The organism is Erwinia sp. S38, assembly GCF_016624545.1.
In the GTDB taxonomy this organism is placed as follows: Bacteria; Pseudomonadota; Gammaproteobacteria; order Enterobacterales; family Enterobacteriaceae; genus Erwinia; species Erwinia coffeiphila.
Window position 1 is genome coordinate 11,391 of record NZ_JACVTS010000029.1, and the last position, 25,206, is coordinate 36,596.

A 25,206-nucleotide genomic window follows, 5' to 3' on the forward strand; every position below is an offset into this window, starting at 1 on the left:
TCATTCCGTTGACTTTATCGTTAAGGGCAGGTTGTTAGATTGGTCAACAGCAACACGTTCTTTTAGGAAAACACTGAAGAAAATATCGCTGGAATCGTTAGTATCGCAGGCTGGAGTGAAAATTCACCACGATTTGGTGGCATTGCAGACAATTCTTCGTAAAGAAAGTTCAACAAAGATAAATCCTGGTTTCATCCGAGGCCATTATGAACATATAATGTGCAGCCGGTCACAGTTGACCAGTATTGGGTCGTTTATCAACAGTCTACATGGCGCTACACCTGAAATAATATGAAAAAAAGCATCCGTGCATTTGTCACCCTGTTTCTGGCCGCAGCGGCGTTCAGCCACTCAGCCTTCGCCGTGGTTTATCCGCTTCCGGCCGCCAACAGCCGCCTGATTGGACAGAACCTGGAAATCACTATTCCTGAAGACAGCAAGCTTCCGCTTGAAGCGTTTGCTGCACAATATCAGATGGGTCTGAGCAACCTGATGGAAGCCAACCCGGGCGTTGATGTGTATCTGCCAAAAGCCGGCAGCAAACTGATCATTCCTCAGCAGCTGATCCTGCCAGATGCTCCGCGCGAAGGCATTGTGATCAACAGCGCGGAAATGCGTCTGTACTACTACCCGAAAGGCACGAAAACCGTTGTCGTGCTGCCAATCGGCATCGGTGAATTGGGTAAAGATACGCCGGTTAACTGGACCACTTCCGTTCAGCGTAAAAAAGACGGCCCGACCTGGACCCCGACCAAGAAAATGCACGAAGAGTATGCCGCGCGCGGTGAATCTCTGCCTGCCGTTTTCCCGGCTGGCCCGGATAACCCAATGGGTCTTTATGCGCTGTATATTGGCCGCCTGTACGCCATCCACGGCACCAACGCCAACTTTGGTATCGGCCTGCGCGTAAGCCACGGCTGCGTGCGTCTGCGCGCTGACGATATTAAATGGCTGTTCGACAACGTGCCGGTTGGTACACGCGTGCAGTTTATCGATCAGCCTGTTAAGGCAACGGTCGAGCCGGACGGTTCACGCTATGTCGAGATCCACAACCCGCTGTCGCAGACTGAAGAGCAGTTCCAGTCACGCGAGCCGGTTCCACTGACGCTTACCGCTGCGGTAACGAAAGTGGTTAGCGATGCCAGCGTTAACACCACCAGCATGGAAGACGCGCTGAAAGCGCGTTCCGGTATGCCAGTAAAAGTAAACGGTGAAGCCGATGCCACCGCTCCGGTTGCTGTCCCAGAGCAGGAAGGTGCACTGCCGAAAGAAGAGCCGATGACGCCGGTCACCCCGCAGGGTGCCAACGTGATTGATTCTGTTACCGGTGATGCCACTGCCGCAGCGCAGCAACCCGCTGAACAGGCCGCGGCGGAGCAGCCAGCCACCGAGCAGTCTGCACCGGCAGCGACCGATGCACCCGCTGAAAGCAACGCGCAGACCATTCCTGGTCTGAGCCAGCCAGGCCCAATCTACAGCACGCCGAAATCCTGATTGACATCAGGGGCCGCTCACTGGCCCGGTGATTAAAAACTGCACCTGAAAGGCGGTCAGAGCCGCTGATTAAGGTGCAGTTTTTTTTGCCATAAAGCTTCACTTGCAGAATAATGCACGCCCTCTCCCGGATGGCTGCGGACACCTTCAGCTGCACATCTTCGAATCGCGTCCTGCTCCTTTTTGATCGCCCGCAATTTATATAATCACTTAGAATTAGGCTGCATCTTACTGTCTGATTTAATTAACGAAAATAGGCACAAGCGCACGGAATGACTCGTACTGACCAGGCTAATCGCATTAGCTTAATGCTGCGTTAGCGTTAATTTGCTGATGCCCTCGACAACAATAGGCTTTGGAGAACCCGTGTTGTTCTCACCGCTGGCGTTTGTGTCTCGGCCAGCATTTCCACCGGGAAAGGATGCCACCCTTTCCCTTTTTTTTATCTCGGCTCCCGCCGCCGAAGCACCAGCCAGGCCGCCGCACAGCTAAACACCATCACCAGCATCACTAACAGCACGAAACCATGTGGGTTACCTGAAAGCGGTATCCCTCCCACATTCATGCCGAAAAAACCGGCGACCAGATTAATGGGCAGCGCCAGCACGGTAATCAGCGTCAGGGTAAACAGCGTGCGGTTGCTCTGCTCCAACTGCTGTGCAGCCACTTCTTCCTGCAGCAGACGGATACGTTCGGTCAAACCATTAAGGTCGTTCAGTACCACCGTAAACTCTTCGGTAAACTGCCGCAGATCCTGCACCACGCTGGGGTTCAGCCAGCCGGGAGGCCGGTTTATCAGCCGAAAAAGCGCTGCCGGCTCCGGGGCCAGCAGGCGCTGAAAACGCAGCAGGGTGCGCCGCAGCCTGCCCAGTTCTGCGCGATTGCTTTTAATATGCTGCCCTAGTAGTCTTTCTTCAATCTGATCGACATACTGATTCGACTGGCGCACGATCAAACCGAGTACATCCTCCTGTTCCGCCAGCAGCTGGGCCAGCAGCTCGGTTGGCGATCGCAGGTCCATGGCAATCAGCTTCTGCTGTAACCGCTCCACCAGCCTGACCGGCTTAAAGCGGGCGCTGACCACCAGCCCCGCCCGGCACCAGATCCACAGCGTGGCGGTTTCCTCACCGCTTTCACGCGCATCAAAAATCACGTCGTTCAGCACCGCCATCAGCGCATCGTTCTGCCGCTCAATGCGGGTACTGTGTGAACCGTGCTGGATCTCGTCGAAGAACTCTTCATCTACGGCAAAATGCGTTTGCAGCCAGCGCGCGGCGGCAGCGTGATTCAGATTAACGTGAAGCCACAGAAAGCTATCTTCCGCGCTGCTCTGGCTGTTCCATGCTTCACACGACTGCTGTACGGTCAGACTTTGCGGCTCGCGGCCGTTGAAAAACTGATAGCCATAAATCAGGCCGGAAACATCATCACTAAAGTCGGGTTTTTGCCGCACCAGCGGCAGGCGTTGAGTCATAGTTTTACCAGGCTAAAACAGGGCCGCAATAACCCTATCCTGACCTATGCAGATGACAGTTTTGTTACCGTTGTCGCCGGGTGCGCATTTATTCGCCCGCTTCGTCATTTCTTTGTCATAAAAACTGCGTATTACCGGAGAGTAATTCTGTTTAACAGCACAATGACTACTTTTTAACCTTACCGGGGGTAAGCGAGAATGGCGATGCAAGGTAATGATTTCTCCATTGAGAATATTAACCAGCGCCTGCTGCAGGAGTTCTACGACAGCTACGACGAAGAGCTGGAGATGGAACTTGACGATCTGCGTTTTGGCGACGGCCGCGAGCCTGAATCGGGTGAAAAAGCCTGGCGTAAGCACTATTTCCGCGAACTGCTGCGCCTGCAGGGTGAACTGGTCAAGCTGCAGGAGTGGGTCACCCGCACCGGCCACCGCCTGGTGATTATTTTTGAAGGCCGCGATGCCGCCGGCAAAGGCGGGGTGATTAAACGCATTACCCAGCGCCTTAACCCGCGCACCTGCCGCGTTGCCGCCCTGCCCGCGCCTAACGATCGGGAACGCACCCAGTGGTATTTCCAGCGCTACATCGCGCATCTTCCGGCCGCAGGGGAAATGGTGCTGTTTGACCGCAGCTGGTACAACCGTGCGGGCGTTGAGCGGGTGATGGGTTTCTGCAACGAACAGGAAGTGGAAGAGTTTTTCCGCAGCGTGCCGGAGTTTGAAAAGATGCTGACGCGCAGTGGAATTCAGATCGTTAAATACTGGTTCTCCATTACCGATGAAGAGCAGGAACTGCGCTTCCTCAGCCGCATCCACGATCCGTTAAAACAGTGGAAGCTCAGCCCGATGGACCTGGAAAGCCGCCGCCGCTGGGAAGAGTACACCGAGGCGAAAGAAGAGATGCTGGAGCGCACTAATATTGATGAAGCTCCGTGGTGGATCGTACAGGGCGTGGACAAAAAGAAAGCGCGCCTGAACTGCATCAGCCATCTGCTGCGCCAGATCCCGTATGAGGACACGGAGCAGAAAACTATCACCCTGCCGCACCGGGAGCGTCACGATGAGTATCGCCGCAACCCGGTGCCGGAAGAGATGATCGTACCGGAAATTTACTGATCCGGCCGGGGGGCTCGACCGTCCCCCCGCATCAGCATTCTCACGATTAGCGCCAGCGCAATCAGCACTACGCCCGCCGCAGCCAGATAGATAGCATCAATTCCCCAGTGCCCAATCAGTAAGCCAGCCAGCGGCCCGGTGATCCCCAGACCGCAGTCGAGAAAGGCAGAATAAAGCCCCAGTGCCGATCCCTGATTCTGCGGCTTAACGCGCCGAATCGCTTCCACGCCCAGCGCCGGGAAAATCAGTGAGAAGCCGGAACCGGTGAGAAACGCCCCCAGATCCACCATCCATACGCTGCTCGCCTGCCAGATAATCAACAGGCCAATACACTCGATCGTGAACGACACCAGCGATACGCGCATCGCACCAAAGCGGCTGATGCTGTTGTTGAACAGCAGGCGCATCAGAATAAACCCGCAGCTGAACAGCGTCAGCGAGAAGGCCGCACCGCTCCAGCCGTGATGGCTGAAATAGAGGGTGATAAAGGTGGCAATCGTACCGAAGCCCACCGTGCCCAGCCCCAGGCACAGGCCGTAGATCCAGATTTTGCCAAACACCTGGCTGAACGACGTGCGCTCGCCCACCTGCACTTTGACCGCCGGCCGGCGCGTTGCCATCCAGAAGCCAAGAATCGCCATCACCACGATCAACCCGGCAAAGCCAGGAATACCAAACAGCGAATTCAGCATCACGCCGAGCGGTGCGCCCATTGCCATGGCCAGATAGGTCGCCACGCCGTTCCAGGAGATCACGCGTGCACTCTGCACCGTGCCGACCACATTAATCCCCCACAGGATCGATCCGGTAGCCGTCAGGCTTTCACCGAAGCCCAGCACCACCCTTCCCGCAGCCAGCAGCAGCAGGCTGACCAGTGGAGAGCTATTAAATATCACCGCCAGAATACTCAGCGCACCGCTGGCACCACACAGCACCAGCCCGGCCAGTACCACTTTTTTCGGTCCGAGCAGATCGGCATAGCGACCGGCCTGCGGACGGCTAATCAGCGTAGCGAAATATTGCAGGCTGATGATGAGCCCGGCAACAAACGAGCTGTATCCCAGCTGGTTATGCACATAGCCCGGCAGCACCGCCAGCGGCAGGCCGATAGAGAGGTAACAGAAAAAAGTAAAAACCACGACGGAGATAATGCGTTTATTAAGCTGGGCATTGGTTAATGCCGGAATTGCAGACATAGCAGAGCCAAAACAGGTTGTAATAGTCGCTATATCATACCCTTAGCTTGCTAACAGATCCCGCGAAGAATCACGATAAGTTATGTCAAAAAGAGGATTTTTGTTGCCAGCAGCGAATGTTAAACGCACTTTCCGTGGAGGCTCCGACAGAATACGTTAATCCACCCACCAATTTACCCTGCAATTTCAGGGCAAAGTGGTGATGATTACTGGCATCGGCCGCTCGCCGGAGCCATTCTGTTGGCAAAAGGCGAGTTCCCCGGTTACAAAAGGCGGCGATAGTGCTGATGGCCGTTTACTTCAGGGGAATATTGCCAATCGCCTGCGCGATATCCTTTGAGGTGCCCAGCGCACGAATTTCAGCAAACAGCCCGCTGGCTTCTTCGTATTCCTTACGCAGATAGCCCAGCCACTGCTTGATGCGCGCGACGTGGTACAGGCCGGTATCGCCCTGTTTTTCCAACAATACGTATTTCTTCAGCAGCATCACGACGTCGTTCCACGGCATACGCGGCTCGTTGTACTTGATCACCCGGCTGAGGTTGGGAACGTTCAGTGCGCCGCGTCCGATCATTACCGCATCACATCCTGTCGACGCCAGGCAGTCCTGCGCGCTCTGCCAGTCCCAGATTTCGCCGTTGGCGATCACCGGAATCGTTAAGCGTTTGCGAATTTCACCAATCGCCGCCCAGTTAATGCGCTCGGCTTTGTACCCGTCTTCTTTAGTACGGCCGTGTACGGCAAGCTCGGTAGCACCGGCCTGCTGCACCGCATCGGCAATTTCAAACTGGCGGTCTCCGGAATCCCAGCCGAGGCGAATTTTTACCGTCACCGGCAAATGTGCAGGCACAGCGGCACGCATCGCCTTCGCGCCCTGGTAAATCAGCTCGGGATCTTTTAACAGCGTGGCACCGCCGCCGCTACCGTTGACCGTCTTCGACGGACAGCCGCAGTTCAGATCCACGCCCCAGGAACCCAGCTCCACCGCCCGGGCGGCATTTTCCGCCAGCCATTCCGGGTACTGGCCCAGCAGCTGAATACGCACCAGCGTACCGGAGGGCGTCCGGCTGGCGTGATCCAGTTCAGGGCAGAGACGTGAAAAACATTTTACCGGCAGCAGTGCATCCACTACCCGCAAAAATTCGGTAATACAGAGGTCGTAATCGTTGACGTCGGTCAGCAGTTCACGCACCAGCGAATCGAGAACGCCTTCCATCGGGGCCAGTAGCACGCGCATGATAAACCTGTGGGTTGTAAAAGGGGGAACCGGACGGTTCCCCCGAATGAATTAGCCGTTGTTGCCAGGATTAGCACGACGCTGACGGGTACGGTTTACGCGTGGTGCCGCACCGTTGCCACCTTCCGGGCGCGCACCGCGTGCTGCTCCGGAACCGTTCGCCGCACCGCCGCCGTTACCCTGACGACGCTGTTCACCACCGTTGCCCTGGCGACGCTGCTCGCCACCGTTGTTACCGCTACTGTTGCTGCTACCGCTGCGGTTGCCACCGGCGCTGCGTCCGCCGCCACCACTACGCTGGCCCGGCGCACCGCCGCGACCGCGACCGCCGCCGCCTGCGCCACCGCGCTGCTGACGACCGTTAACGATCGGCTCAGCCTTGATCGTTGGGTCCGGCTCGTAGCCATCGATAGCCATTCGCGGGATTTCACGCTTGAGCACGCGCTCAATGTCACGCAGCAGCTTATGTTCGTCCACGCAGACCAGCGACAGCGCTTCACCCACCGCCGCTGCACGACCGGTACGACCAATACGGTGTACATAGTCTTCCGGCACGTTTGGCAGCTCGTAGTTCACCACGTGCGGCAGCTGTTCGATGTCGATGCCGCGTGCAGCGATGTCGGTTGCCACCAGCACGCGAATTTTACCGTCTTTAAAATCGCTCAGCGCACGGGTACGCGCACCCTGGCTTTTATTGCCGTGGATCGCAGCGGCAGTAATACCGTCTTTGTTCAGCTGCTCGGCCAGGTGGTTAGCGCCGTGCTTGGTACGGGTGAAGACCAGCACCTGCTGCCAGTTGCCGCTACCAATCAGCTGCGACAGCAGTTCCCGCTTGCGCTTTTTATCAACGAAATGAACGTGCTGAGTAACCTGCTCAGATGCGGTGTTGCGGCGAGCCACTTCCACCTGCTCCGGGTTGTGCAGCAGTTTTTCCGCCAGAGATTTGATCTCATCAGAGAAGGTGGCGGAGAACAGCAGGTTCTGACGTTTTGCCGGCAGCTTGGCCAGCACACGACGGATATCGTGAATAAAGCCCATATCCAGCATGCGGTCGGCTTCATCCAGCACCAGAATCTCAACCTTGGACAGGTCAAGCGCGTTCTGATGTTCCAGATCCAACAGACGGCCCGGCGTGGCGACCAGTACGTCAACACCGCCGCGCAGCTTCATCATCTGCGGGTTAATACTCACGCCGCCAAATACCACCAGCGAACGAATGTTCAGATATTTACTGTACTCAGCAACGTTTTCACCGACCTGCGCTGCCAGCTCGCGGGTTGGCGTTAAAATCAACGCACGAACCGGGCGACGGCCCTTAGCGTGCGGGTTACTGCTGCTCAGCAGTTGCAGCAACGGCAGGGTAAAACCGGCAGTTTTACCGGTACCGGTTTGGGCGCTGGCCATCAGGTCGCGACCGGAAAGCACTACCGGGATTGCCTGACGCTGAATCGGCGTTGGCTCGTTATAGCCCTGTTCAGCGACAGCGCGAAGAATATCGGCATTGAGGCCGAGAGAATCAAATGACATAAAGTTGACTGACTCCGGGTCCGCCCTGACCGCAAAGCGGTGTAGTTTCCAGGGGGAGAATATGACGCCAGGATTGTCCTGACGCTTGAATGAGAGCACAAACCACGGTGCGTAAGCGGCAGATTATAACAGATCCCCACGCTCTACAGGGAGTTATTCTTGGTACTGAAATCCTAAAAAAGATGCGGGTATCATGGGAGGCTTACGGGGATATTCAGCGGATAAAATAACGGGCCACCGAAGTGGCCCGTCTGGGATTAACGCTGGCGGTGGCGCGAACGCGCCGGCTCTTTCGCCAGTAGCGAAACGACCGCCGGACCGGCCAGCATGACAACCCCTACGGCACCGAGCAGCAGGTTATTGTGAATCACCCGCGACAGTACCAGCAGCACCAACATCGCTGCACCGAAATAGTAAGTGGTTGTAACATCTTCAAGGAAATCGCCAATGCGCCGTAAACCCGGTACGCGCTGCGTTAACAGCATGGCGGCAAACACGCTGGCATACATCGCCAGCAGCAGCAGGCTGACCTGCAGCAGCGCATGGTGCTTCCATCCCCACACCAGTGCGGCAATCAGCAGCAGATGTAGCGCGATGTGTAAACAGTTTTGCCCAGTGACAATCTGAATACGATTAGACCATTTCATTTGTTTCTCCCGGTGGTCCATGACTGGCCACCCAAGCATGTTACTGACACAGGCCAGTAACGCAGTTCTCCAGACTAACTCAACTTTCGGACAAATCCGCAAAAAAAAGCGCAATTAAGCACTCTTTTGTGACAAGGACTACACTTTACTCTTCACAAGTTGAAAGGGAGAGCGCGCTAATTATGTCACAAAATGCGCAAGGATTTTCATTTAAAATCCTGACCATTAATACACATATGGGTTTTACCCCCTTTAACCGACGTTTTATCCTGCCAGAATTACGAGATGCAGTACGTGCTACCGGGGCCGATATCGTTCTCCTGCAGGAAGTGATGGGCAGCCACCGTCTGCATGCGCTAAAGGTGGAAAACTGGCCCGGCGTACCACATTACGAATTTCTGGCGGATTCGATCTGGCAGGATTTCGCCTACGGCCGCAACGCCGTCTATCCAGATGGGGATCACGGGAATGCCGTGCTCTCTCGCCTGCCCATTACCCAATTTGAGAATCGCGATATTTCCATTGCGGGAACGGAAAAGCGCGGCATCCTGCACTGCCAGATTGCCCTGCCCGGTAGAGCGGGAACGCTGCACGTGATGTGCGTTCATCTGGGCCTGCGCGAAGCCGATCGCCGCAATCAGCTGCTGATGATTTGTCAGCTGGTTAACGCCCTGCCGCCCGATGCTCCGGTGGTGATCGCCGGGGATTTTAACGACTGGCGGCAGCGGGCCAACGATATGTTGAAACGCCAGGCGGGCCTGGAAGAGGTGTTCAGCCGGCAGCACGGGCGACCGGCGCGAACCTTTCCTGCTCGCTTTCCGCTGTTACGGCTGGACCGAATTTATGTGCGCAATGTCGGTATCAGCCATCCGCAAACTATTCCGCTGCGACCGTGGTCACATCTTTCCGATCATGCGCCGCTGGCGGTGGAAATCCATTTATGAAACCAGGCTGGCGAGAAGGTAACTCCATCAGGCTGTTAGAGAACGGCGAAGAATTTTTCCCTCGCGTTTTCGGTGCGATCCAACGCGCACAGCACAACCTGCTGCTGGAAACGTTTATTTTGTTCGACGACGAAGTAGGCCAGGCGCTACACGCCGAACTGCTGGCGGCGGCAAAGCGTGGTGTACATATCGAAATGATGGTGGATGGCTATGGCTCACCCGATCTGCCTGACGCTTTCGTTAACAGCCTGACCGCAGAGGGGATACGCTTCGTGTATTACGATCCGCGCCCGCTGATGCTGGGGATGCGGACCAACCTGTTCCGCCGCCTGCACCGGAAAATCGTGGTCGCCGATGGCGATATTGCCTTCGTAGGCGGCATTAACTATTCGGCGGAGCACAACGCCAGCTTTGGCCCCCAGGCCAAGCAGGACTATGCCGTCGAGGTGAAAGGGCCAATCGTCGCCGATATTGGCGCCTACGTGCAGCAGGAAATCGGCAGCAAGCGTTCGGGCCACCGCTGGTGGGGCGCCCGACGCCATCGTCCGGCGCAGAATGCCACACCCGGTGACGCACAGGCGCTGCTGGTCTGGCGTGATAACGGCGATCACCGCGATGACATCGAGCAGCATTATCTCGAGATGCTGCGCACGGCCAAAGAAGATGTGATTATCGCCAACGCCTATTTCTTTCCGGGCTACCGCCTGCTGCGCGAGATGCGCAATGCGGCAAGGCGCGGCGTTCGCGTGCGGCTGATTGTTCAGGGTGAACCGGATATGCCCATCGTTAAAGTCGGTGCAGAGCTGCTCTACAGCTTTCTGGTGAAAGGCGGCGTGGAGGTTTATGAATATTGCCGCCGCCCGCTGCACGCCAAAATTGCGGTAAAAGACCGGCAGTGGGCCACCGTCGGCTCCAGTAATCTTGACCCGCTCAGCCTGTCGCTGAATCTGGAAGCCAATCTGATGATCCACGACCGTGACTTTAACCAGCAGGTGCGGGATAACCTCGAGCGCCTGCTGCGTGAGGACTGCCGCCGGGTGGAAGAGCGCGAGCTACCGCCGCAAAGCGGGTGGCAGCTGTGTAAAAACGTGGTGGTGTTCCACTTCCTGCGCCATTTTCCCGCAATTGCCGGCTGGCTGCCTGCCCATACCCCTAAACTGGCCGAAGTCCCTGCACCGGTACAGCCGGAAATGGAAACTCAGGACCGCATGGGGACGGAAAATGAAGGAGCTAAATTCTGATGTCGACATCCCATCGCTTATGGAAACCGGTGAAAAAGGCGATGACCTGGCTGTTTTTTATCGCCGTTATCGTTCTGCTGGTTATTTACGCTCGCAAAGTTGACTGGAGTGAGGTGCTGGACACCATCGTGAACTACAACCGCACGGCGGTTCTGGCTTCGGTGGCGCTGGTGATCGTCAGCTATCTGACTTACGGCGTGTACGATCTGATCGGCCGCGCCAGCTGCGGCCACAAGCTGGAAAAACGCCAGGTGATGCTGGTGTCGTTTATCTGTTACGCCTTTAATCTGACGCTCAGCACCTGGGTTGGCGGCGTGGCGATGCGCTATCGCCTCTACTCAAGGCTGGGCTTAAGCAGCAGTACCATTACCCGCATTTTTACCCTGAGTATCGCCACCAACTGGCTGGGCTATGTGCTGGTGTCCGGCATTGTATTCAGCGCGGGCATGGTGAAAATTCCCGCAGGATGGTTTGTCGGGTCGGCAACCTTACGCACTATTGGCATCGGGCTGCTGCTGTTTGTGTTTGTCTATCTTTTGCTGTGTGCCTTTTCCCGCCGCCGCCGCTGGAGCATTAAAGGCCATAAGCTGGCGCTGCCGTCGCTGCGCATGGCGCTGGTGCAGTTTACGGTTTCCAGCGCGAACTGGCTGGTGATGGGGGCAATTATCTGGCTGCTGCTGATGCAGAAGGTGGATTTTCCTCAGGTGCTGGGCGTGCTGCTGATTAGCAGTATTGCCGGAGTGATTATTCATATTCCTGCCGGGATCGGCGTACTGGAAGCGGTGTTTCTGGCGCTGCTGCGCGGAGAGCCTGTCGGCCACGGTGCAATTATTGCCGCGCTGCTGGCCTATCGCCTGCTCTATTTTATCGCCCCGCTGCTGCTGGCGCTGGTGCTATATCTGTGGCTGGAGAGTCGGGCTAAATCGTTGAAAGAAAAGAACCTGGCGGCGTGACACAAACGGTCCGGGGATAAGCCCGGACCGTGATAAGGCTAAGTCAGCGGCGGTTGCCGAAGATCCGCAGCAGCATCAGGAACAGGTTAATAAAGTCGAGATACAGGGTCAGCGCGCCCATGATTGAGTAACGACGCAGATTCTCTTTGTCGTCCACGTTGATACTTTCACCGATATTTTTCAGCTTCTGGGTGTCATAGGCGGTCAGACCGACAAACACCACCACGCCGATATAGGTCACTGCCCACATCAGTGCAGTGCTCTTCAGCCACAGGTTCACCAGCGACGCGAGAAGAATCCCAATCAGCGCCATAAACAGCATGCTGCCCATACCGCTAAGGTCACGTTTGGTGGTGTAGCCCCACAGACTCATCGCACCGAACATCCCCGCGGTCACCACAAAAGTGCTGGCAATCGATGAGTAGGTGTAAACGAGGAAGATACTGGCCATGGTCAGACCGGTCAGCGCCGAGTAAAGCATAAAGATGCCGGTAGCAACTGCCCCACTGAGCTTCTGCACCATCATCGACAGCAGTACCACCAATCCAAGCTGCACGATAATCAGTCCGAAGAAAGTAATGCGATTGGCAAAGACCAGCTGCATGACCTCCGGGGTGTTCGCCGCATACCAGGAAACAAACGCCGTCAGCAGCAGGCCGCAGGTCATCCAGCCGTATACCTGCGCCATGTAAGTGGACAGGCCCGTACTGGCACGTTGAACGATTGAATCACTGGAACGTGGATATCTGTCCATGATGCTCCTCTCAAAGATAAGTGAATAAACCCGTTAATCTGTTCTCAGTCTGGCACATAGATTCCCGTCTGTGCCAGTTCGTCGTGAAACAAACTCACCCCGTTGAGCCAGGGTTGAAACTGTTACTCGCGCGCCAGGCAGCTCTGATAGCGACTGTTCACCCGCTGGGCGAACCAGGCGGTGGTCAGATTACGGGTTATTTTCGGGCTTTCCAGCTTGATACCCGGCAGCACGGCACGCGGCAGCCTCTTGCCAGCGTCTTTATCCGCCAGCGCGAAGACTGCCTGCCACAGATCGCTGTTGCCAAATTCCGCATCATCTCCTTTTTCCAGCGCACGGCGAATAGCCCGGTCGCTGTAGTCCAGCCGTTTGCCCAGCGTGCGCAGCGCTTTTTCCGTTGATCCTGCGCTGTCGGAGCCGTAGTTAATCAGGTCACCGTCCAGCGCCAGTTTGATACCGCTCAGCCGCGATACGGCCGCCTGGAAAGCGGCGTTGCGGCTGGCATACCAGCCTGCGTTATAGTCGGCAAAGCGGTACAGCGGAGCCGGATAGTCGGCCGGATAGCCCAACAGGTGCTGGGTGCCAAACCACACGCCTCCGCGCCGCGTGAATACCTCGCGGCGGATAGATCCGTCCGGCGTATAGGGATAGCCGCGGGCATGCGCTTCAGCAAACGCGATACTGACCTGCATCGGCCCGCCGGTATGGATGGGGTTCAGATTGCCGAACAGCTTCTGTCCCATCGGCACCATATTGATAAAGTCATCAAATATTGCGCTCAGCTCTTTTTCACTCTTCACACGATCGAGCCGGTCGGCGTAGCTTTTACCATTCGGGGAATCGATCATCAGCGCAGTACGCACCAGGAATGATGGGATATGCAGCTGGCCCGCACGGCGGTCAATTTCAGCCCAGGCAATTTTCGGCAGCCCCGCGACGGGCGCATCGGCGTTAAAATTAGACTCCTGCCCGGCAATGGCGATCACCGAGCAAATATTGCTGGCGGTCGGCGGGATATTCAGACCGTTAAGCGCCACGAAGATATCCCCGGCCCAGCCCTGGCGATCGCTAACGCCCGCAGGCAGCAGGCGGGTGATTTGCGTTTTCACATCGGCGGGACGCGGCGCGTCGGCTTTTTTAGAGGTCGGGCTGCTACAGCCTGCGAGGATCAGCAGGGCCAGCAAAGAGAGGCGACTCAGAGCGCGATAAAGCATGGATATCCTTACGATTAACCCGATTTATGCGCTCAGACTAGCGGCTGATTCACCATAGATCCATCAGATAAAGCGGTTTTACTCCGCCTTTTGCTGCTGCCAGCGCCCGGCGGCCTGCTTGTCGCTGTCGCGGGATTCAACCCAGCGATCGCCTTCGGCGGTGGCTTCCCGTTTCCAGAACGGCGCGCGAGTTTTCAGGTAGTCCATAATGAACTCCGCACCGTCAAAGGCGGCTCCGCGATGCGCACCGCTGACGCCCACCAGCACAATTTCGTCACCGGGAAACAGCTCTCCGATGCGGTGGATCACCGTCACCCGCTGCATCGGCCAGCGCTGGCGGGCCTCGGCTACAATATCGGCCAGCGCTTTTTCGGTCATCCCCGGATAGTGCTCCAGGGTCAGCGCGCTAACGTTATCGCCGAGGTTGTGATTACGGACTTTGCCGGTAAAGGTCACCACCGCCCCGTCGCTGTCGCAGGCGGAAAGCCAGGCATATTCTGCGGCCATATCGAAGGGATCGGCACTGACCCGAATACGTGTTTCCATCTCAGCCCCCGGTAACCGGCGGGAAGAAGGCGACTTCATCCCCGGCGCGAAGTGGATGCTGATGCGAAACCAGGGTCTGATTGACCGCCGCCAGCAGCTTGCCGGACTCCAGCGCCAGCGCCCAGCGATCGCTGCGTTCGGCCAGCGCCGCGCGCAGCGATTCCACGTCGGCATACTCGGCAGGCAGCTCAATACGATCGGTGCCAACCAGTTCCCGCACCTGAGCGAAGAAAAGAATATTAAGCATGAGGCACCGCCTGGAAATCACCGGATTTACCGCCGCTTTTACTCAGCAGGCGGCACTGTTCGATGCTGATATCCTTCTGCACCGCTTTGCACATATCGTAGATGGTCAGCGCGGCTACCGAGGCAGCGGTCAGCGCTTCCATTTCCACGCCGGTTTTGCCGGTCAGGCGGCAGAGCGTTTCGATGCGCACACGATGCTGCTCGGGCTGGGCTTCCAGTTTTACCTCCACCTTGCTCAGCATCAGTGGATGGCACAGCGGGATCAGCTCCCAGGTGCGCTTTGCTGCCTGGATACCGGCGATGCGCGCGGTGGCAAACACGTCACCTTTATGATGGCTGCCGTCAATGATCATTTGCAGCGTTTCCGGGTGCATCACCACAAAAGCTTCGGCGCGGGCTTCGCGCACGGTTTCCTGTTTGGTGGAGACATCCACCATATGCGCCTCACCGGCGGCATTAATGTGGGTTAACTGAGACATATTAAAGCTTCTTTACGTGTGAAACGAAATTGCACGGGCGCGTTCTGGCATCCAGCTGATCCTGAATGATGCGCTCCCAGGCCAGCTGGCAGGCGGACGTTGATCCCGGCACGGCAAGGATCAGCGTTTGGTTGGCGATGCCACCCACCGCTCGTGATTGCAGCGTTGAGGTGCCAATATCCTCTAACGAAACCATGCGAAACAGCTCGCCGAAGCCTTCAATTTCGCGGTCAAACAGCGGCAGTAAGGCTTCCGGGGTGCTGTTTTTACTGTTGAAACCGGTGCCGCCGTTGATCAGCACCACCTGCATATCCGCGCTGGCGATCCAGCTGGATACGACAGCACGAATGCGGTAACGGTTATCCGGCACGATGGCGCGATCGAGCACCTGGTGCCCGGCCTCGTTGACCGCCTCTTTCAGCCAGTCACCGGACGTGTCGCTGGCCAGCGTATGCTTGTCCGACACGGTAAGAATCGCCACGTTGAGTGCGATGAACTCCGCTGTACCTTTACCCATAATCAAATCCTTAGATTAACCGCCGATAAACGAGAGGTTTTGTGTGATGCCGGTATTGCCCTGGTGCAGGAAATGCGTCTGCTTTTTATGGCTGAGGCTGCTGGCGATACGCGCCTGCAGGGCGTCCTGCTGATCGTCATTCTCCAACAGATCGCGCAGCGGCACGCCGCCGTCACCGAACAGGCAAAGATGCAGTTTACCGACGGCCGAGACGCGTAGCCGGTTACAGCTGGCGCAGAAATCCTTCTCATAGGGCATGATCAGACCGATTTCCCCCAGATAGTCGGGGTGGTGAAACACCTGCGCCGGGCCGTCGCTGCGCGCGCGCGCCTGCAGGACCCAGCCGTGCTCAAGCAGATACTGACGAATAGATTCACCGGAGACGTGCTGCCGGCGGAACAGATCGCCGCCTTCACCGGTTTCCATCAGTTCAATAAAACGCAGCTGAATGGGACGCGTGCGAATCCAGCCGAGGAAGGAGTCGAGCTGGCGGTAGTTAACGTCACGCATCAGCACGCTGTTCACCTTCACCTTGCTGAAACCGGCGTCAAAGGCGGCATCAATACCGCGCATCACTTCTTCAAATTTATCCTGGCCGGTGATGGCGTGAAACTGGCGGGGATCGAGGCTGTCGACGCTGACGTTGATCCCGGTCAGTCCGGCATCGCGCCACTGAGCAACGTCACGCTTCAGTCGATAGCCGTTGGTGGTGACTGCCAGTTGGCGGATACCTTTGTTTTCGCGAACGGCGGCTATAATATCGGTGAAGTCACGGCGCATTGAGGGTTCCCCGCCGGTGAGACGCACTTTTTCAGTGCCCGCAGCGGCAAACGCCCGGGTCACACGGCGGATTTCATCCAGCGAAAGGAAGCTTTTATTATTTGCGCCCTGCGGCCGATAGCCGTCGGGGAGACAGTAGGTGCAACGAAAGTTGCACACGTCAGTGATCGATAAACGCAGGTAGTAAAAACTACGGGCGTAATTATCCGTGAAATTTAGCACCAGCTACACCTTTCCAATGTCGGGAGATGCAGGCATTTCTTTCTGCACCCTGGCAACTCGAGGTTGCGGCCAGGACACCGTATCCGCTTAAAGACTTAGGTATCAGGGCTAAGTGTGATTTACCGCTCATCGGTAAACCAAGTTGATTAAAACTTTAACGCTAAAGCAGGCTGGATTCCAGTACAAAGTTTCGGTATATATTATGATATATAACGATTTTTCCGCATTTTCGCCGCCGGTTAGCGTAAAATGCTAAACATAATGATTCTTGTAGCGTGATGAAAAAATTCTATGCGTAATCGCACATTAGCCGACCTCGATCGCGTGGTGGCTCTGGGTGGCGGGCACGGACTGGGCCGTGTGATGTCCGCTCTTTCTCCTTTGGGTTCCCGCCTGACCGGCATTGTCACTACCACCGATAATGGGGGTTCCACCGGGCGAATTCGCCGCTCGGAAGGCGGCATTGCATGGGGCGATATGCGTAACTGCCTTAATCAGCTAATCGCAGAACCGAGTGTGGCTTCCGCCATGTTTGAGTACCGCTTTGCCGGAAACGGCGAGCTGGCCGGGCATAATCTCGGCAATCTGATGCTGAAATCCCTCGACCACCTCAGCGTACGCCCGCTGGAAGCAATCAATCTTATCCGCAATTTGCTGAAGGTCGATGCATTTCTGATCCCGATGTCCGAGCAGCCGGTGGATCTGGTGGCCGTCGATGCAGAGGGGCATCTGGTGTATGGCGAAACCGAGATCGATCAGATGAGCCAACGGCCGCAGGAGCTGAGGCTGTCGCCGGTGGTCAGCGCCACCCGCGAAGCCGTAGAAGCGATTGCCGAAGCCGACCTGATTCTGATTGGTCCCGGCAGCTTTTACACCAGCCTGATGCCGGTACTGCTGGTGCCTGAACTGGCACAGGCGCTGCGTCGCAGCCCGGCCACCATGGTGTTTATCGGCAATCTGGGCAAGGAACTCAGCCCGGCGGCGGCAAAACTGACCGTCGCCGATAAACTGGAGATTATGGAAAAAGCGATTGGCAAGCGGGTGATTGACGCACTGGTGGTCGGCCCGGTCAGCGATACCAGCCTGCTAAGCGACCGGGTAGTTGTACAGGAGCCGCTGGAGGCTAACGATATTCGCTATCGCCACGATCGCCAGCTGCTGCGCAATGCGCTGGAGCACGCCATCCAGGCGATGAACTAGCTAAGCGGCAAACGGCACCGCTACGCACCCTGGTCGCCTGGCTCTGAGTCAGCCTGCCCCGTAAGACTGTGCGCTACGGGGCAGGATTCAGGATAGTGAGTCATCATCACCCATCGCCTCACTGCCGCGACGTTCCCATCTGTGAAAGGCCGCCAATCAGCGCGTCGTTGTTTACGACGCGGCGATAAACAGCTCCCGCACCTGATGCAGCTTATCGCGCACCTCGGCGGCTTCCTCAAACTCAAGGTTCTGCGCATGCTGCTGCATTAGCGCCTCCAGTTCGTGGATGCGTTTCTGCAGCCCCTGCGGCGACAGATCCACATAACCCGGATCGTCTTCCACAATGCTGCGGCCCTTCATGCTGCGCGGTTTGGCTTTGTTTTTCGCCAGCCCCTGCCCCAGCTCCAGAATGTCGGCAATTTTCTTGTTCAGCGCCTGCGGCACGATACCGTTTTCTTTGTTAAAGGCGTCCTGTTTCTCACGGCGGCGCTCCGTTTCACCAATGGCGCGCTCCATCGACGGGGTGATCTTATCACCGTACAGAATCGCTTTACCGTTGAGGTTACGCGCCGCGCGGCCGATGGTCTGGATTAACGAACGTTCAGAACGCAGGAAACCCTCTTTATCCGCGTCGAGTATCGCCACCAGCGAGACTTCCGGCATATCCAGCCCTTCTCGCAGCAGGTTGATACCCACCAGCACATCAAACTTGCCGAGGCGCAGGTCGCGGATAATTTCAACACGCTCAACGGTGTCGATGTCGGAGTGCAGATAGCGTACCCGCTCGCCGTGCTCTTCCAGATACTCGGTTAAATCTTCCGCCATGCGTTTGGTCAGCACCGTCACCAGCACGCGTTCGTTAATCGCCACCCGCTGGCGAATCTCCGACAGCAGATCGTCAACCTGGGTACTGACCGGGCGCACTTCGACGATCGGGTCGAGCAGACCGGTTGGGCGCACCACCTGGTCGATCACATCACCGCCGGATTTTTCCAGCTCGTAATTTCCCGGCGTGGCGGAAACATAGATGGTCTGCGGGGCCAGCGCCTCAAACTCTTCAAACTTCATCGGGCGGTTATCGAGCGCCGAAGGCAGGCGAAAACCGTATTCCACCAGCGTCTCTTTTCGCGCCCGGTCGCCGCGATACATACCGCCGATCTGCGGAATGGTCACGTGTGATTCATCAATCACCAGCAGGCCATCGGGAGGCAGATAGTCAAACAGCGTCGGCGGCGCTTCACCCGGACCGCGCCCGGAAAGATAGCGCGAGTAGTTTTCAATGCCCGAGCAGTAGCCCAGCTCATTCATCATTTCCAGGTCAAACTGGGTGCGCTGGCTGATACGCTGTTCTTCCAGCAGTTTATTGTTGGCCAGCAGCACCTGACGGCGATCGGCCAGCTCCACTTTGATCTCTTCCATCGCCTGCAAAATACGCTCGCGCGGCGTCACGTAGTGGGTTTTTGGATAGATGGTATAGCGTGGGATCACCGAGGTAATTTGCCCGGTCAGCGGATCGAAAATCGACAGCCGTTCCACCTCTTCGTCAAACAGTTCAACCCGCAGCGCGTAGTCGTCGGACTCCGCCGGGAAAATATCGATAACCTCACCGCGTACGCGGAACGTGCCGCGCTGGAAGGCCTGATCGTTGCGGGTGTACTGGAGTTCAGCCAGACGCCGCAGAATGGCGCGTTGGTCAATCACCATGCCGCGCGTCAGGTGCAGCATCATCTTCAGATAGAGGTCGGGGTCGCCCAGACCGTAAATCGCCGAGACCGACGCCACCACGATCACATCACGGCGCTCCAGCAGCGCCTTCGTCGCCGACAGGCGCATCTGTTCAATATGTTCGTTTACCGAGGCATCTTTCTCGATAAAGGTATCCGAGCTGGGGACGTAGGCCTCAGGCTGGTAATAATCGTAATAGGAGACAAAGTATTCCACCGCATTGTCGGGGAAAAATTCCTTCATCTCGCCGTACAGCTGCGCGGCCAGGGTTTTATTGGGTGCCAGCACCATGGTTGGCCGATTGAGATCGGCAATCACGTTGGCGACGGTAAACGTTTTTCCTGAACCCGTTACCCCAAGCAGCGTCTGGTGAGCCAGCCCGTCTTCCAGCCCCTCTTCCAGACGGCGGATCGCCTCAGGCTGATCGCCAGAGGGTTTAAAATCGGAGTTGAGTTTAAAGACTTTGCTCATTAGCAGGCTACCTGATGGAAATATGCACGAACCGGGTTCTAATTCTACTCCGCCATCGCCAATTTGCCAGTTAAAAATACTGGATAAATTAACAGTTAATTTGCATAATGCGAATCCAGAGGGCAGAGCCGCACTTTTGTCGGACAGTACGCAAACGACTGCGCATAAACTGTTACTGGGTTATCCCCAGAACTTTTGTTATATTAACATTTGTCAAGCGTCGGTAGTTAAAAGCGCGGCCGACTTTGGTTCAAGAACCCCCGGCGCTTGATTTTAGTTAAGGTGCTGATTTTAATAAAATTTAATAACAAGCCGAGTTTCGCACCAATCAGAGCCAAAGCCGCGCCCGCTCTCGCTTTACGCAAGTTTTCACAATCTAATACACAAGGTTATCCACAGTAACAGTGGATAACTGATTACAGCGCTTGTAACGTCTGATGTGTATAAATCGTCCCCATCGCTCATAACCGCGGCTAAATATTTTTTTTTGTTTTTTTTTTCACACTTCAACGCACCTTTTTGGATATGAAAAGGTGGAATTCTGCATAGCCAGTAGGAATTTTAAGCATCCCCCTCTTTCAGACTTCAGCTCACTCCTGCCATTTCACGCAGCATCTGCACCACAATTGATTAGCCCGGAGCACTATCGGGGTGCAGCCCGCTGATTACCGTCAGAAATTGTTTAACGTTTCTGACAAATAGAGCCGCAGAACGGATAGTTCATCGAGTTTTTCACCGTTATGTAGAGATGGCCCGTTAATTGCTTGTTAAATAGTACGCCAGCTAAATCGCCCTGTAATGCGGGTGCAATCGGATACTGTCTGGAGGAGAGTGCAAGATGCTGAGTTTACGTTCAATCAATCAATTTTATGGGCAAAACCATATTCTGTGGGATGTGGACCTCGATCTTCCCCCCGGCACCTGTACCGGCATCATTGGCCGCCCCGGGATGGGGAAGACTACGCTGGTTAACTGCATCATGGGCCACCTGCCGATCAACAGCGGTTCGATGATTTGGCAAGAAGGCGATCTGCCGCCGCAGGATTTGCTGCTACAGCCGGTAGAGCGGCGTGCTGCTCTCGGCATTGGCTATGTTCCACAGGGCAGGCAAATCTTTTCTCAGCTTAGCGTGGAAGAGAACCTGCAAATCGCCCTGCTGGCCGGTGCAGGACAGGAGCGCCACCGGGCTATCCCGCAGATGGTTTATGACCTGTTTCCGGCGCTTTATTCGCTACGCCAGCAGCGCAGTGGCGAACTGCCCCTCGACCAGCAGCAGCATCTGGCGTTGGCCCGTGCGCTGGTTCTGGAACCCAAACTGCTGATTCTGGACGATCCGACCGAAGGGATGTCGCCGTGGCTGGAAGAGGAAATGGGCAATCTGATCCACCGGCTGAATCATGATTTCGGCATGACCATTTTACTGCTGGAACAGCGCCTGTCGTTTATCCGCCGGGTGGCCGACTACTTCCTGCTGCTGCACCGCGGGCGAAACGTTGCCCACGGTAAAATGGCGCTGCTGGATGAAGGCGTGGTGAATACCTGGCTGACGGCCTGAATAGCGCTGTCAGGAGTGGCATCCCGGCGTTATTCCAGCGTCTTCGCATCGGGGCGTCTGCCGCTATGGCAGCGACAGATACTGCCCCAGCTGCGCCCTCTGCGCTTCATCGGGCAGATAAGGGATCTCCCCCAGCAGCGGCGAAGGCAGCAGCCGTCGCAACGTCGCCATATACTCCGCGTGACGCTTGCCGGCGGGCTGTACGCAGTTGGCAATCCAGCCCACCAGCGGTAATCCGCTGGCCTGAATCGCCTGCGCGGTCAGCAGCGCGTGATTGATGCAGCCCAGCTTAACCCCCACCACCAGAATCACCGGCAGCTGCTCCTGCACCACCCAGTCGGCAAACGTTTGATCCGCTGACAGCGGGGTAAACCAGCCTCCGGCACCCTCGGTCAGTACCCAGTCAGCGTGCTGCGCTACCGACGCCAGCCCGGCGGATAGCTGGTTGAAGGCGATGGGGCGCTGCTCTTCCGCACTGACGATATGCGGTGAGGTGGGTTCCATAAATGCCAGCGGATTGATCATCTCGTAGGGTAAATCGACGCTGGAAAACCGCTGGAGCAGCAGGGCATCCTCATTGCGTAACCCTTCGGGTGTGACTTCACAGCCGGAGGCCACCGGCTTATAGCCCGCACAGCGATAACCCGCCGCACTGGCGGCCTGCAGCAGCGCGCAGCTGGCGGTTGTTTTGCCTATTTCCGTATCGGTTCCGGTCACAAACCAGCGTTTACTCACGTTCAATCACTCCTAAAATCAGTTTCCAGCTCAGCAGGCAGCCGCGCCGATCGCGGCTCCAGACGTGCTCAAGCTGCTGTAGCCGTTCCCGGTTAAGAAAATGGCTTTCCCGACCACGATGTAAATGGGTCACCCCGGTCCCTTTTAGCGAACGTATCGCGCTAATGGCGTCCGGGTAGGCTAGCGTCAATGTGAAACGGTGCAGTTGTAAATTCATGCCGACCCCGGCCTGCGCGATCTCGTCGGCGGTCAGCTGCGGGTTGAGAGGAGCCTCGGCTCCCAGCGCCTGCCACGCGGCCGTCACTTCGTGCAGCGATCCGGCTTCGAGGGTAGAAAACAGCACCTGCCCCCCCGGGCGGGTCACCCGATACAGCTCGCTCAGCCCCTGGCGCAGATCGCTGCACCACTGTACGGCAAGATTGCTCCAGCAGCGGTCGAAGCTGGCATCCACGAACGGCAGCGCTTCGATATCCCCCAGCCGGTAGTCCGATGCGACCGCCAATGATTCCGCCTGACGCAGCATTTCTGCCGAGAGATCCAGCGCGGTCACCCGATGGCCGTTCTGCTGCCAGCGCTGGCTGAACCAGCCGGTACCGCAGCCTGCGTCCAGTACCTGCATTGTGCTCCCGCACCTCGCCAGCGCCATCAGCCGTTCACCGCACAGCCGTTGCAGCTCGGCGTGCTGGTTATACCCCGATGCAGCGCGGCCAAAGGCCACGGCAACCGCCCGTTTATCAATCGCCTGTAGCATGCAGCACCTCCAGCAGGCGATCGATATCATCCGGCAAATGCGCCGCGCTCAGCGTAATGCGCAGCCGCGCGGTGCCGGGCGGTACGGTCGGCGGTCGAATCGCGCTCACCCAGCAGCCCTGCTGCCGCAGCCGCGCAGCCAGTTCCACGGCGGCCCCTTCCTCGCCCACTAACAGCGGCTGAATCGCGCTGTCGGCATTCATCATCTGCCAGCGCAGACCGTCGGCTCCGGCGCGAAAACGGGCGATATTTTGCCGCAGGCGCTGGCGCAGTTCGTCACCCTGCTGCACGCAGCGCAGCGCCTCCTGAAGTGCGCAGACCTGAGCGGGCGGCATGGCGGTGCTGTAAATCAGATGGCGGGCAAACTGCAGCATAAACTCGGCGGTGTCGTCATCGCACAGCAGCGCCGCACCGCTGACGCCGAACGCTTTACCAAAGGTAATGATTTGCAGATCGGGCTTAACTGCCTGCTGCCAGCAGCTGCCCCTCCCCTGCTCACCGCAAACGCCAATGCCGTGCGCATCATCCACCAGCAGCCAGGCGTTATGCTGCTGCGCAAGCTGATGCAGCGCAGTCAGCGGCGCGGCGTCGCCGTCCATGCTGAAGACGCCCTCCGTGACCACCAGCGTTTCACCGCTGCACGGCCCAGCAAGCCTTGCAGCCAGCGCCTGCGGCTGGTTGTGAGCAAAGCGGCGCAGCGTCGCCGGGCTGTGGCTGGCGGCCTCTAACAGCGAAGCGTGGCTGAGTTTGTCGGCCAGAATGCGATCGTCTTTACCCGCCAGCGCCGCGATCGCCGCCTGATTGGCGGCAAAGCCGGAGATAAACAGCAGCGCGCGGGGATAGCCCAGCCAGTCGGCCAGCTGCTGCTCCAGATCCGCCTGCGGGGTGCGAAATCCGGTGATATGCGCCGAGCCGCCTGCGCCAACGCCATAGCGCGCCGCGCCCTGCTGCCAGGCATTCACAATGCGTGGGTGATGGCTCAGCCCGAGGTAATCGTTGGCAGAAAAATTGAGGTAGTCCGTCCCTGCGATGTTCAGGCTGCGCGCGTCGGCCTGCTGGCAGGGCGTGCGCTGGCGGTACTGACCGTTTTGACGACGTTGCTCCAGCGCCTGCTGAACGCGTTGCGACCAGCTCATCACAGGGCCGCGTTGTAAAACTGTTCGGTGTCAGCGGTCATCAGCTGGGCGGCAAGCGCCTGCTGCTGTTCGTTATCCCCGGCGTGCGTCGCGGTGTGCTGCGGATTCAGGCCCAGCTTACGGAACAGGATCAGATCTTTATCCTCCTCCGGGTTCGGTGTGGTCAGCAGCTTGCAGCCGTAGAAAATCGAGTTAGCCCCGGCCATAAAGCACATCGCCTGGGTCTGCTCGCTCATCTGTTCACGCCCGGCGGAAAGACGCACGTGGGAACGCGGCATCATAATTCTTGCCGCAGCAATGGTGCGGATAAAGTCGAACGGATCGACGTTTTCGTTATCCGCCAGCGGCGTGCCCTTCACTTTCACCAGCATATTGATTGGCACGCTTTCCGGCGGCGTCGGCAGGTTCGCCAGCTGCACCAGCAGTCCGGCCCGGTCGTTGACCGTTTCGCCCAGGCCGACGATGCCGCCGGAACAGACTTTAATCCCGGCATCACGCACTTTTCCAAGGGTGTCCAGACGCTCCTGATAGCTGCGGGTGGTGATGATGCTGCCGTAAAATTCCGGCGAAGTGTCGAGGTTGTGGTTATAGAAATCCAGCCCGGCGGAGGCCAGCCGCTGTGCCTGCTGCTCGCTCAACGTACCGAGGGTCATACAGGTTTCCATCCCCATCGCCTTCACTCCCTGCACCATCTGCTCCAGATAGGGCATATCGCGCTCGTGCGGATTTTTCCACGCCGCCCCCATGCAAAAACGACCGGAACCGGCGGCTTTCGCCTTGCGCGCGGAGTTCAGCACCTCCTCCACCTCCATCAGCCGTTCGGACTCCAGCCCGGTTTTATAGCGCGCGCTTTGCGGGCAGTACTTGCAGTCCTCCGGGCAGGCTCCGGTTTTGATCGACAGCAGCGTGCTGACCTGTACCTGACGCGGATCAAAATGCTGGCGGTGGATCTGCTGCGCTTCAAACATCAGTTCGAGAAACGGCTTATCAAACAGCGCCTGCGTCTGTGAAAGGGTCCAACGTTTTGCCATTGCTTGCTCCAAAAAA

Annotated in this window: 24 protein-coding genes and 1 riboswitch; of the genes, 7 read left to right on the forward strand and 17 right to left on the reverse strand. The window is 57.3% G+C overall.

Annotation, left to right across the window (positions count from 1 at the left end):
- Positions 1-291: 291 nt before the first annotated feature.
- The gene (locus IBT46_RS24050; protein ID WP_200547707.1) at positions 292-1,494 is read left to right on the forward strand and encodes a L,D-transpeptidase family protein; all 1,203 of its coding nucleotides are present in this window, start codon (positions 292-294) and stop codon (positions 1,492-1,494) included.
- A gap of 442 nt (positions 1,495-1,936) precedes the next feature.
- Here IBT46_RS24050 and IBT46_RS24055 read toward each other — a convergent pair whose 3' ends face one another.
- The gene (locus IBT46_RS24055; protein WP_200547708.1) at positions 1,937-2,968 is read right to left on the reverse strand and encodes a transporter; all 1,032 of its coding nucleotides are present in this window, start codon (positions 2,966-2,968) and stop codon (positions 1,937-1,939) included.
- A gap of 198 nt (positions 2,969-3,166) precedes the next feature.
- Between IBT46_RS24055 and ppk2 the strand changes: the two genes are divergently transcribed.
- Positions 3,167-4,084, forward strand: a complete 918-nt coding sequence (gene ppk2 / locus IBT46_RS24060) for a polyphosphate kinase 2 (protein WP_200547709.1) — start codon at positions 3,167-3,169, stop codon at positions 4,082-4,084.
- Here ppk2 and IBT46_RS24065 read toward each other — a convergent pair.
- The 4 genes from IBT46_RS24065 to IBT46_RS24080 form a co-directional block, all read right to left on the reverse strand.
- On the reverse strand, positions 4,078-5,280 hold the full coding sequence (locus IBT46_RS24065) for an MFS transporter (RefSeq protein ID WP_200547710.1): 1,203 nt from the start codon (positions 5,278-5,280) through the stop codon (positions 4,078-4,080). The genes ppk2 and IBT46_RS24065 overlap by 7 nt on opposite strands.
- 295 nt (positions 5,281-5,575) lie before the next feature.
- Positions 5,576-6,517, reverse strand: a complete 942-nt coding sequence (gene dusC / locus IBT46_RS24070; RefSeq protein WP_200547711.1) for a tRNA dihydrouridine(16) synthase DusC — start codon at positions 6,515-6,517, stop codon at positions 5,576-5,578.
- Positions 6,518-6,568: 51 nt separating this feature from the next.
- Positions 6,569-8,044 (reverse strand): ATP-dependent RNA helicase RhlE, encoded by a 1,476-nt coding sequence (rhlE, locus tag IBT46_RS24075; RefSeq protein WP_200547712.1) that lies wholly within the window; start codon positions 8,042-8,044, stop codon positions 6,569-6,571.
- A 257-nt stretch (positions 8,045-8,301) separates the two neighbouring features.
- Positions 8,302-8,691 carry a YbhQ family protein gene (locus tag IBT46_RS24080; RefSeq protein ID WP_105591138.1) on the reverse strand — a complete coding sequence of 130 codons (390 nt, stop codon included), beginning with the start codon at positions 8,689-8,691 and terminating at the stop codon, positions 8,302-8,304.
- Between the two features lie 182 nt (positions 8,692-8,873).
- On the opposite strand from IBT46_RS24080, the gene IBT46_RS24085 reads away from it, so the two are divergent.
- From IBT46_RS24085 to IBT46_RS24095, 3 genes are read left to right on the forward strand one after another with little or no spacing between them, the layout of a single operon-like run.
- Entirely contained in the window at positions 8,874-9,635 is a 762-nt protein-coding gene (locus IBT46_RS24085) for an endonuclease/exonuclease/phosphatase family protein (protein ID WP_200547713.1), read from the forward strand.
- Entirely contained in the window at positions 9,632-10,876 is a 1,245-nt protein-coding gene (gene clsB, locus IBT46_RS24090; RefSeq protein ID WP_200547714.1) for a cardiolipin synthase ClsB, read from the forward strand. Before IBT46_RS24085 ends, clsB begins: the two co-directional genes overlap by 4 nt.
- Positions 10,876-11,829, forward strand: coding sequence for a lysylphosphatidylglycerol synthase domain-containing protein (locus IBT46_RS24095; protein ID WP_200547715.1), 954 nt, complete (start codon positions 10,876-10,878; stop codon positions 11,827-11,829). The genes clsB and IBT46_RS24095 overlap by 1 nt, the downstream gene beginning before the upstream one ends.
- A 43-nt stretch (positions 11,830-11,872) precedes the next feature.
- Here the strand turns inward: IBT46_RS24095 and IBT46_RS24100 are convergent, their stop codons facing one another.
- The 7 genes from IBT46_RS24100 to moaA form a co-directional block, all read right to left on the reverse strand.
- Entirely contained in the window at positions 11,873-12,583 is a 711-nt protein-coding gene (locus IBT46_RS24100; protein ID WP_200547716.1) for a Bax inhibitor-1/YccA family protein, read from the reverse strand.
- Between the two features lie 122 nt (positions 12,584-12,705).
- Entirely contained in the window at positions 12,706-13,797 is a 1,092-nt protein-coding gene (locus IBT46_RS24105; RefSeq protein WP_200547717.1) for a DUF1615 domain-containing protein, read from the reverse strand.
- Between the two features lie 78 nt (positions 13,798-13,875).
- Positions 13,876-14,343, reverse strand: a complete 468-nt coding sequence (gene moaE / locus IBT46_RS24110) for a molybdopterin synthase catalytic subunit MoaE (RefSeq protein ID WP_105591132.1) — start codon at positions 14,341-14,343, stop codon at positions 13,876-13,878.
- Between the two features lies 1 nt (position 14,344).
- On the reverse strand, positions 14,345-14,590 hold the full coding sequence (gene moaD, locus IBT46_RS24115; protein ID WP_105591131.1) for a molybdopterin synthase sulfur carrier subunit: 246 nt from the start codon (positions 14,588-14,590) through the stop codon (positions 14,345-14,347).
- Positions 14,583-15,068: a cyclic pyranopterin monophosphate synthase MoaC gene (gene moaC / locus IBT46_RS24120; protein ID WP_200547718.1), complete on the reverse strand. Its 486-nt coding sequence runs from the start codon at positions 15,066-15,068 to the stop codon at positions 14,583-14,585. The genes moaD and moaC overlap by 8 nt, the downstream gene beginning before the upstream one ends.
- A 1-nt stretch (position 15,069) precedes the next feature.
- Entirely contained in the window at positions 15,070-15,585 is a 516-nt protein-coding gene (moaB, locus tag IBT46_RS24125; protein ID WP_200547719.1) for a molybdenum cofactor biosynthesis protein B, read from the reverse strand.
- Between the two features lie 15 nt (positions 15,586-15,600).
- On the reverse strand, positions 15,601-16,587 hold the full coding sequence (moaA, locus tag IBT46_RS24130) for a GTP 3',8-cyclase MoaA (protein ID WP_105591128.1): 987 nt from the start codon (positions 16,585-16,587) through the stop codon (positions 15,601-15,603).
- A riboswitch (molybdenum cofactor riboswitch) is annotated at positions 16,579-16,714 on the reverse strand. Its footprint overlaps the gene before it by 9 nt.
- A 164-nt stretch (positions 16,715-16,878) precedes the next feature.
- On the opposite strand from moaA, the gene yvcK reads away from it, so the two are divergent.
- Positions 16,879-17,787, forward strand: a complete 909-nt coding sequence (gene yvcK, locus IBT46_RS24135) for a uridine diphosphate-N-acetylglucosamine-binding protein YvcK (RefSeq protein ID WP_200547720.1) — start codon at positions 16,879-16,881, stop codon at positions 17,785-17,787.
- A gap of 171 nt (positions 17,788-17,958) precedes the next feature.
- Here the strand turns inward: yvcK and uvrB are convergent, their stop codons facing one another.
- Positions 17,959-19,983: an excinuclease ABC subunit UvrB gene (uvrB, locus tag IBT46_RS24140; protein WP_200547721.1), complete on the reverse strand. Its 2,025-nt coding sequence runs from the start codon at positions 19,981-19,983 to the stop codon at positions 17,959-17,961.
- Positions 19,984-20,821: 838 nt separating this feature from the next.
- Between uvrB and IBT46_RS24145 the strand changes: the two genes are divergently transcribed.
- Positions 20,822-21,538 (forward strand): ABC transporter ATP-binding protein, encoded by a 717-nt coding sequence (locus IBT46_RS24145; RefSeq protein WP_105591125.1) that lies wholly within the window; start codon positions 20,822-20,824, stop codon positions 21,536-21,538.
- Positions 21,539-21,601: 63 nt separating this feature from the next.
- Here the strand turns inward: IBT46_RS24145 and bioD are convergent, their stop codons facing one another.
- The 4 genes from bioD to bioB are packed head-to-tail and all read right to left on the reverse strand — an operon-like array spanning position 21,602 to position 25,190.
- Positions 21,602-22,273 (reverse strand): dethiobiotin synthase, encoded by a 672-nt coding sequence (gene bioD / locus IBT46_RS24150; RefSeq protein ID WP_200547722.1) that lies wholly within the window; start codon positions 22,271-22,273, stop codon positions 21,602-21,604.
- Entirely contained in the window at positions 22,266-23,024 is a 759-nt protein-coding gene (bioC, locus tag IBT46_RS24155; RefSeq protein WP_200547723.1) for a malonyl-ACP O-methyltransferase BioC, read from the reverse strand. Before bioC ends, bioD begins: the two co-directional genes overlap by 8 nt.
- Positions 23,008-24,159: an 8-amino-7-oxononanoate synthase gene (bioF, locus tag IBT46_RS24160; RefSeq protein WP_200547724.1), complete on the reverse strand. Its 1,152-nt coding sequence runs from the start codon at positions 24,157-24,159 to the stop codon at positions 23,008-23,010. Before bioF ends, bioC begins: the two co-directional genes overlap by 17 nt.
- Complete coding sequence (gene bioB, locus IBT46_RS24165; protein ID WP_200547725.1) at positions 24,159-25,190, reverse strand: biotin synthase BioB; 1,032 nt, start codon at positions 25,188-25,190, stop codon at positions 24,159-24,161. The genes bioF and bioB overlap by 1 nt, the downstream gene beginning before the upstream one ends.
- Between the last annotated feature and the right edge of the window lie 16 nt (positions 25,191-25,206).

Excerpts from the sequence above, each read along its gene's own strand:
- moaC (WP_200547718.1), bottom strand. The coding sequence starts at position 15,068 with ATGTCTCAGTTAACCCACATTAATGCCGCCGGTGAGGCGCATATGGTG.
- moaB (WP_200547719.1), bottom strand. The coding sequence starts at position 15,585 with ATGGGTAAAGGTACAGCGGAGTTCATCGCACTCAACGTGGCGATTCTT.
- IBT46_RS24050 (WP_200547707.1), top strand. The coding sequence starts at position 292 with ATGAAAAAAAGCATCCGTGCATTTGTCACCCTGTTTCTGGCCGCAGCG.
- rhlE (WP_200547712.1), bottom strand. The coding sequence starts at position 8,044 with ATGTCATTTGATTCTCTCGGCCTCAATGCCGATATTCTTCGCGCTGTC.
- uvrB (WP_200547721.1), bottom strand. The coding sequence starts at position 19,983 with ATGAGCAAAGTCTTTAAACTCAACTCCGATTTTAAACCCTCTGGCGAT.
- ppk2 (WP_200547709.1), top strand. The coding sequence starts at position 3,167 with ATGGCGATGCAAGGTAATGATTTCTCCATTGAGAATATTAACCAGCGC.
- IBT46_RS24065 (WP_200547710.1), bottom strand. The coding sequence starts at position 5,280 with ATGTCTGCAATTCCGGCATTAACCAATGCCCAGCTTAATAAACGCATT.
- IBT46_RS24105 (WP_200547717.1), bottom strand. The coding sequence starts at position 13,797 with ATGCTTTATCGCGCTCTGAGTCGCCTCTCTTTGCTGGCCCTGCTGATC.
- moaD (WP_105591131.1), bottom strand. The coding sequence starts at position 14,590 with ATGCTTAATATTCTTTTCTTCGCTCAGGTGCGGGAACTGGTTGGCACC.
- bioB (WP_200547725.1), bottom strand. The coding sequence starts at position 25,190 with ATGGCAAAACGTTGGACCCTTTCACAGACGCAGGCGCTGTTTGATAAG.
- IBT46_RS24055 (WP_200547708.1), bottom strand. The coding sequence starts at position 2,968 with ATGACTCAACGCCTGCCGCTGGTGCGGCAAAAACCCGACTTTAGTGAT.
- IBT46_RS24085 (WP_200547713.1), top strand. The coding sequence starts at position 8,874 with ATGTCACAAAATGCGCAAGGATTTTCATTTAAAATCCTGACCATTAAT.
- IBT46_RS24095 (WP_200547715.1), top strand. The coding sequence starts at position 10,876 with ATGTCGACATCCCATCGCTTATGGAAACCGGTGAAAAAGGCGATGACC.
- bioF (WP_200547724.1), bottom strand. The coding sequence starts at position 24,159 with ATGAGCTGGTCGCAACGCGTTCAGCAGGCGCTGGAGCAACGTCGTCAA.
- IBT46_RS24100 (WP_200547716.1), bottom strand. The coding sequence starts at position 12,583 with ATGGACAGATATCCACGTTCCAGTGATTCAATCGTTCAACGTGCCAGT.
- clsB (WP_200547714.1), top strand. The coding sequence starts at position 9,632 with ATGAAACCAGGCTGGCGAGAAGGTAACTCCATCAGGCTGTTAGAGAAC.
- moaE (WP_105591132.1), bottom strand. The coding sequence starts at position 14,343 with ATGGAAACACGTATTCGGGTCAGTGCCGATCCCTTCGATATGGCCGCA.
- IBT46_RS24080 (WP_105591138.1), bottom strand. The coding sequence starts at position 8,691 with ATGAAATGGTCTAATCGTATTCAGATTGTCACTGGGCAAAACTGTTTA.
- dusC (WP_200547711.1), bottom strand. The coding sequence starts at position 6,517 with ATGCGCGTGCTACTGGCCCCGATGGAAGGCGTTCTCGATTCGCTGGTG.
- yvcK (WP_200547720.1), top strand. The coding sequence starts at position 16,879 with ATGCGTAATCGCACATTAGCCGACCTCGATCGCGTGGTGGCTCTGGGT.
- bioC (WP_200547723.1), bottom strand. The coding sequence starts at position 23,024 with ATGCTACAGGCGATTGATAAACGGGCGGTTGCCGTGGCCTTTGGCCGC.
- IBT46_RS24145 (WP_105591125.1), top strand. The coding sequence starts at position 20,822 with ATGCTGAGTTTACGTTCAATCAATCAATTTTATGGGCAAAACCATATT.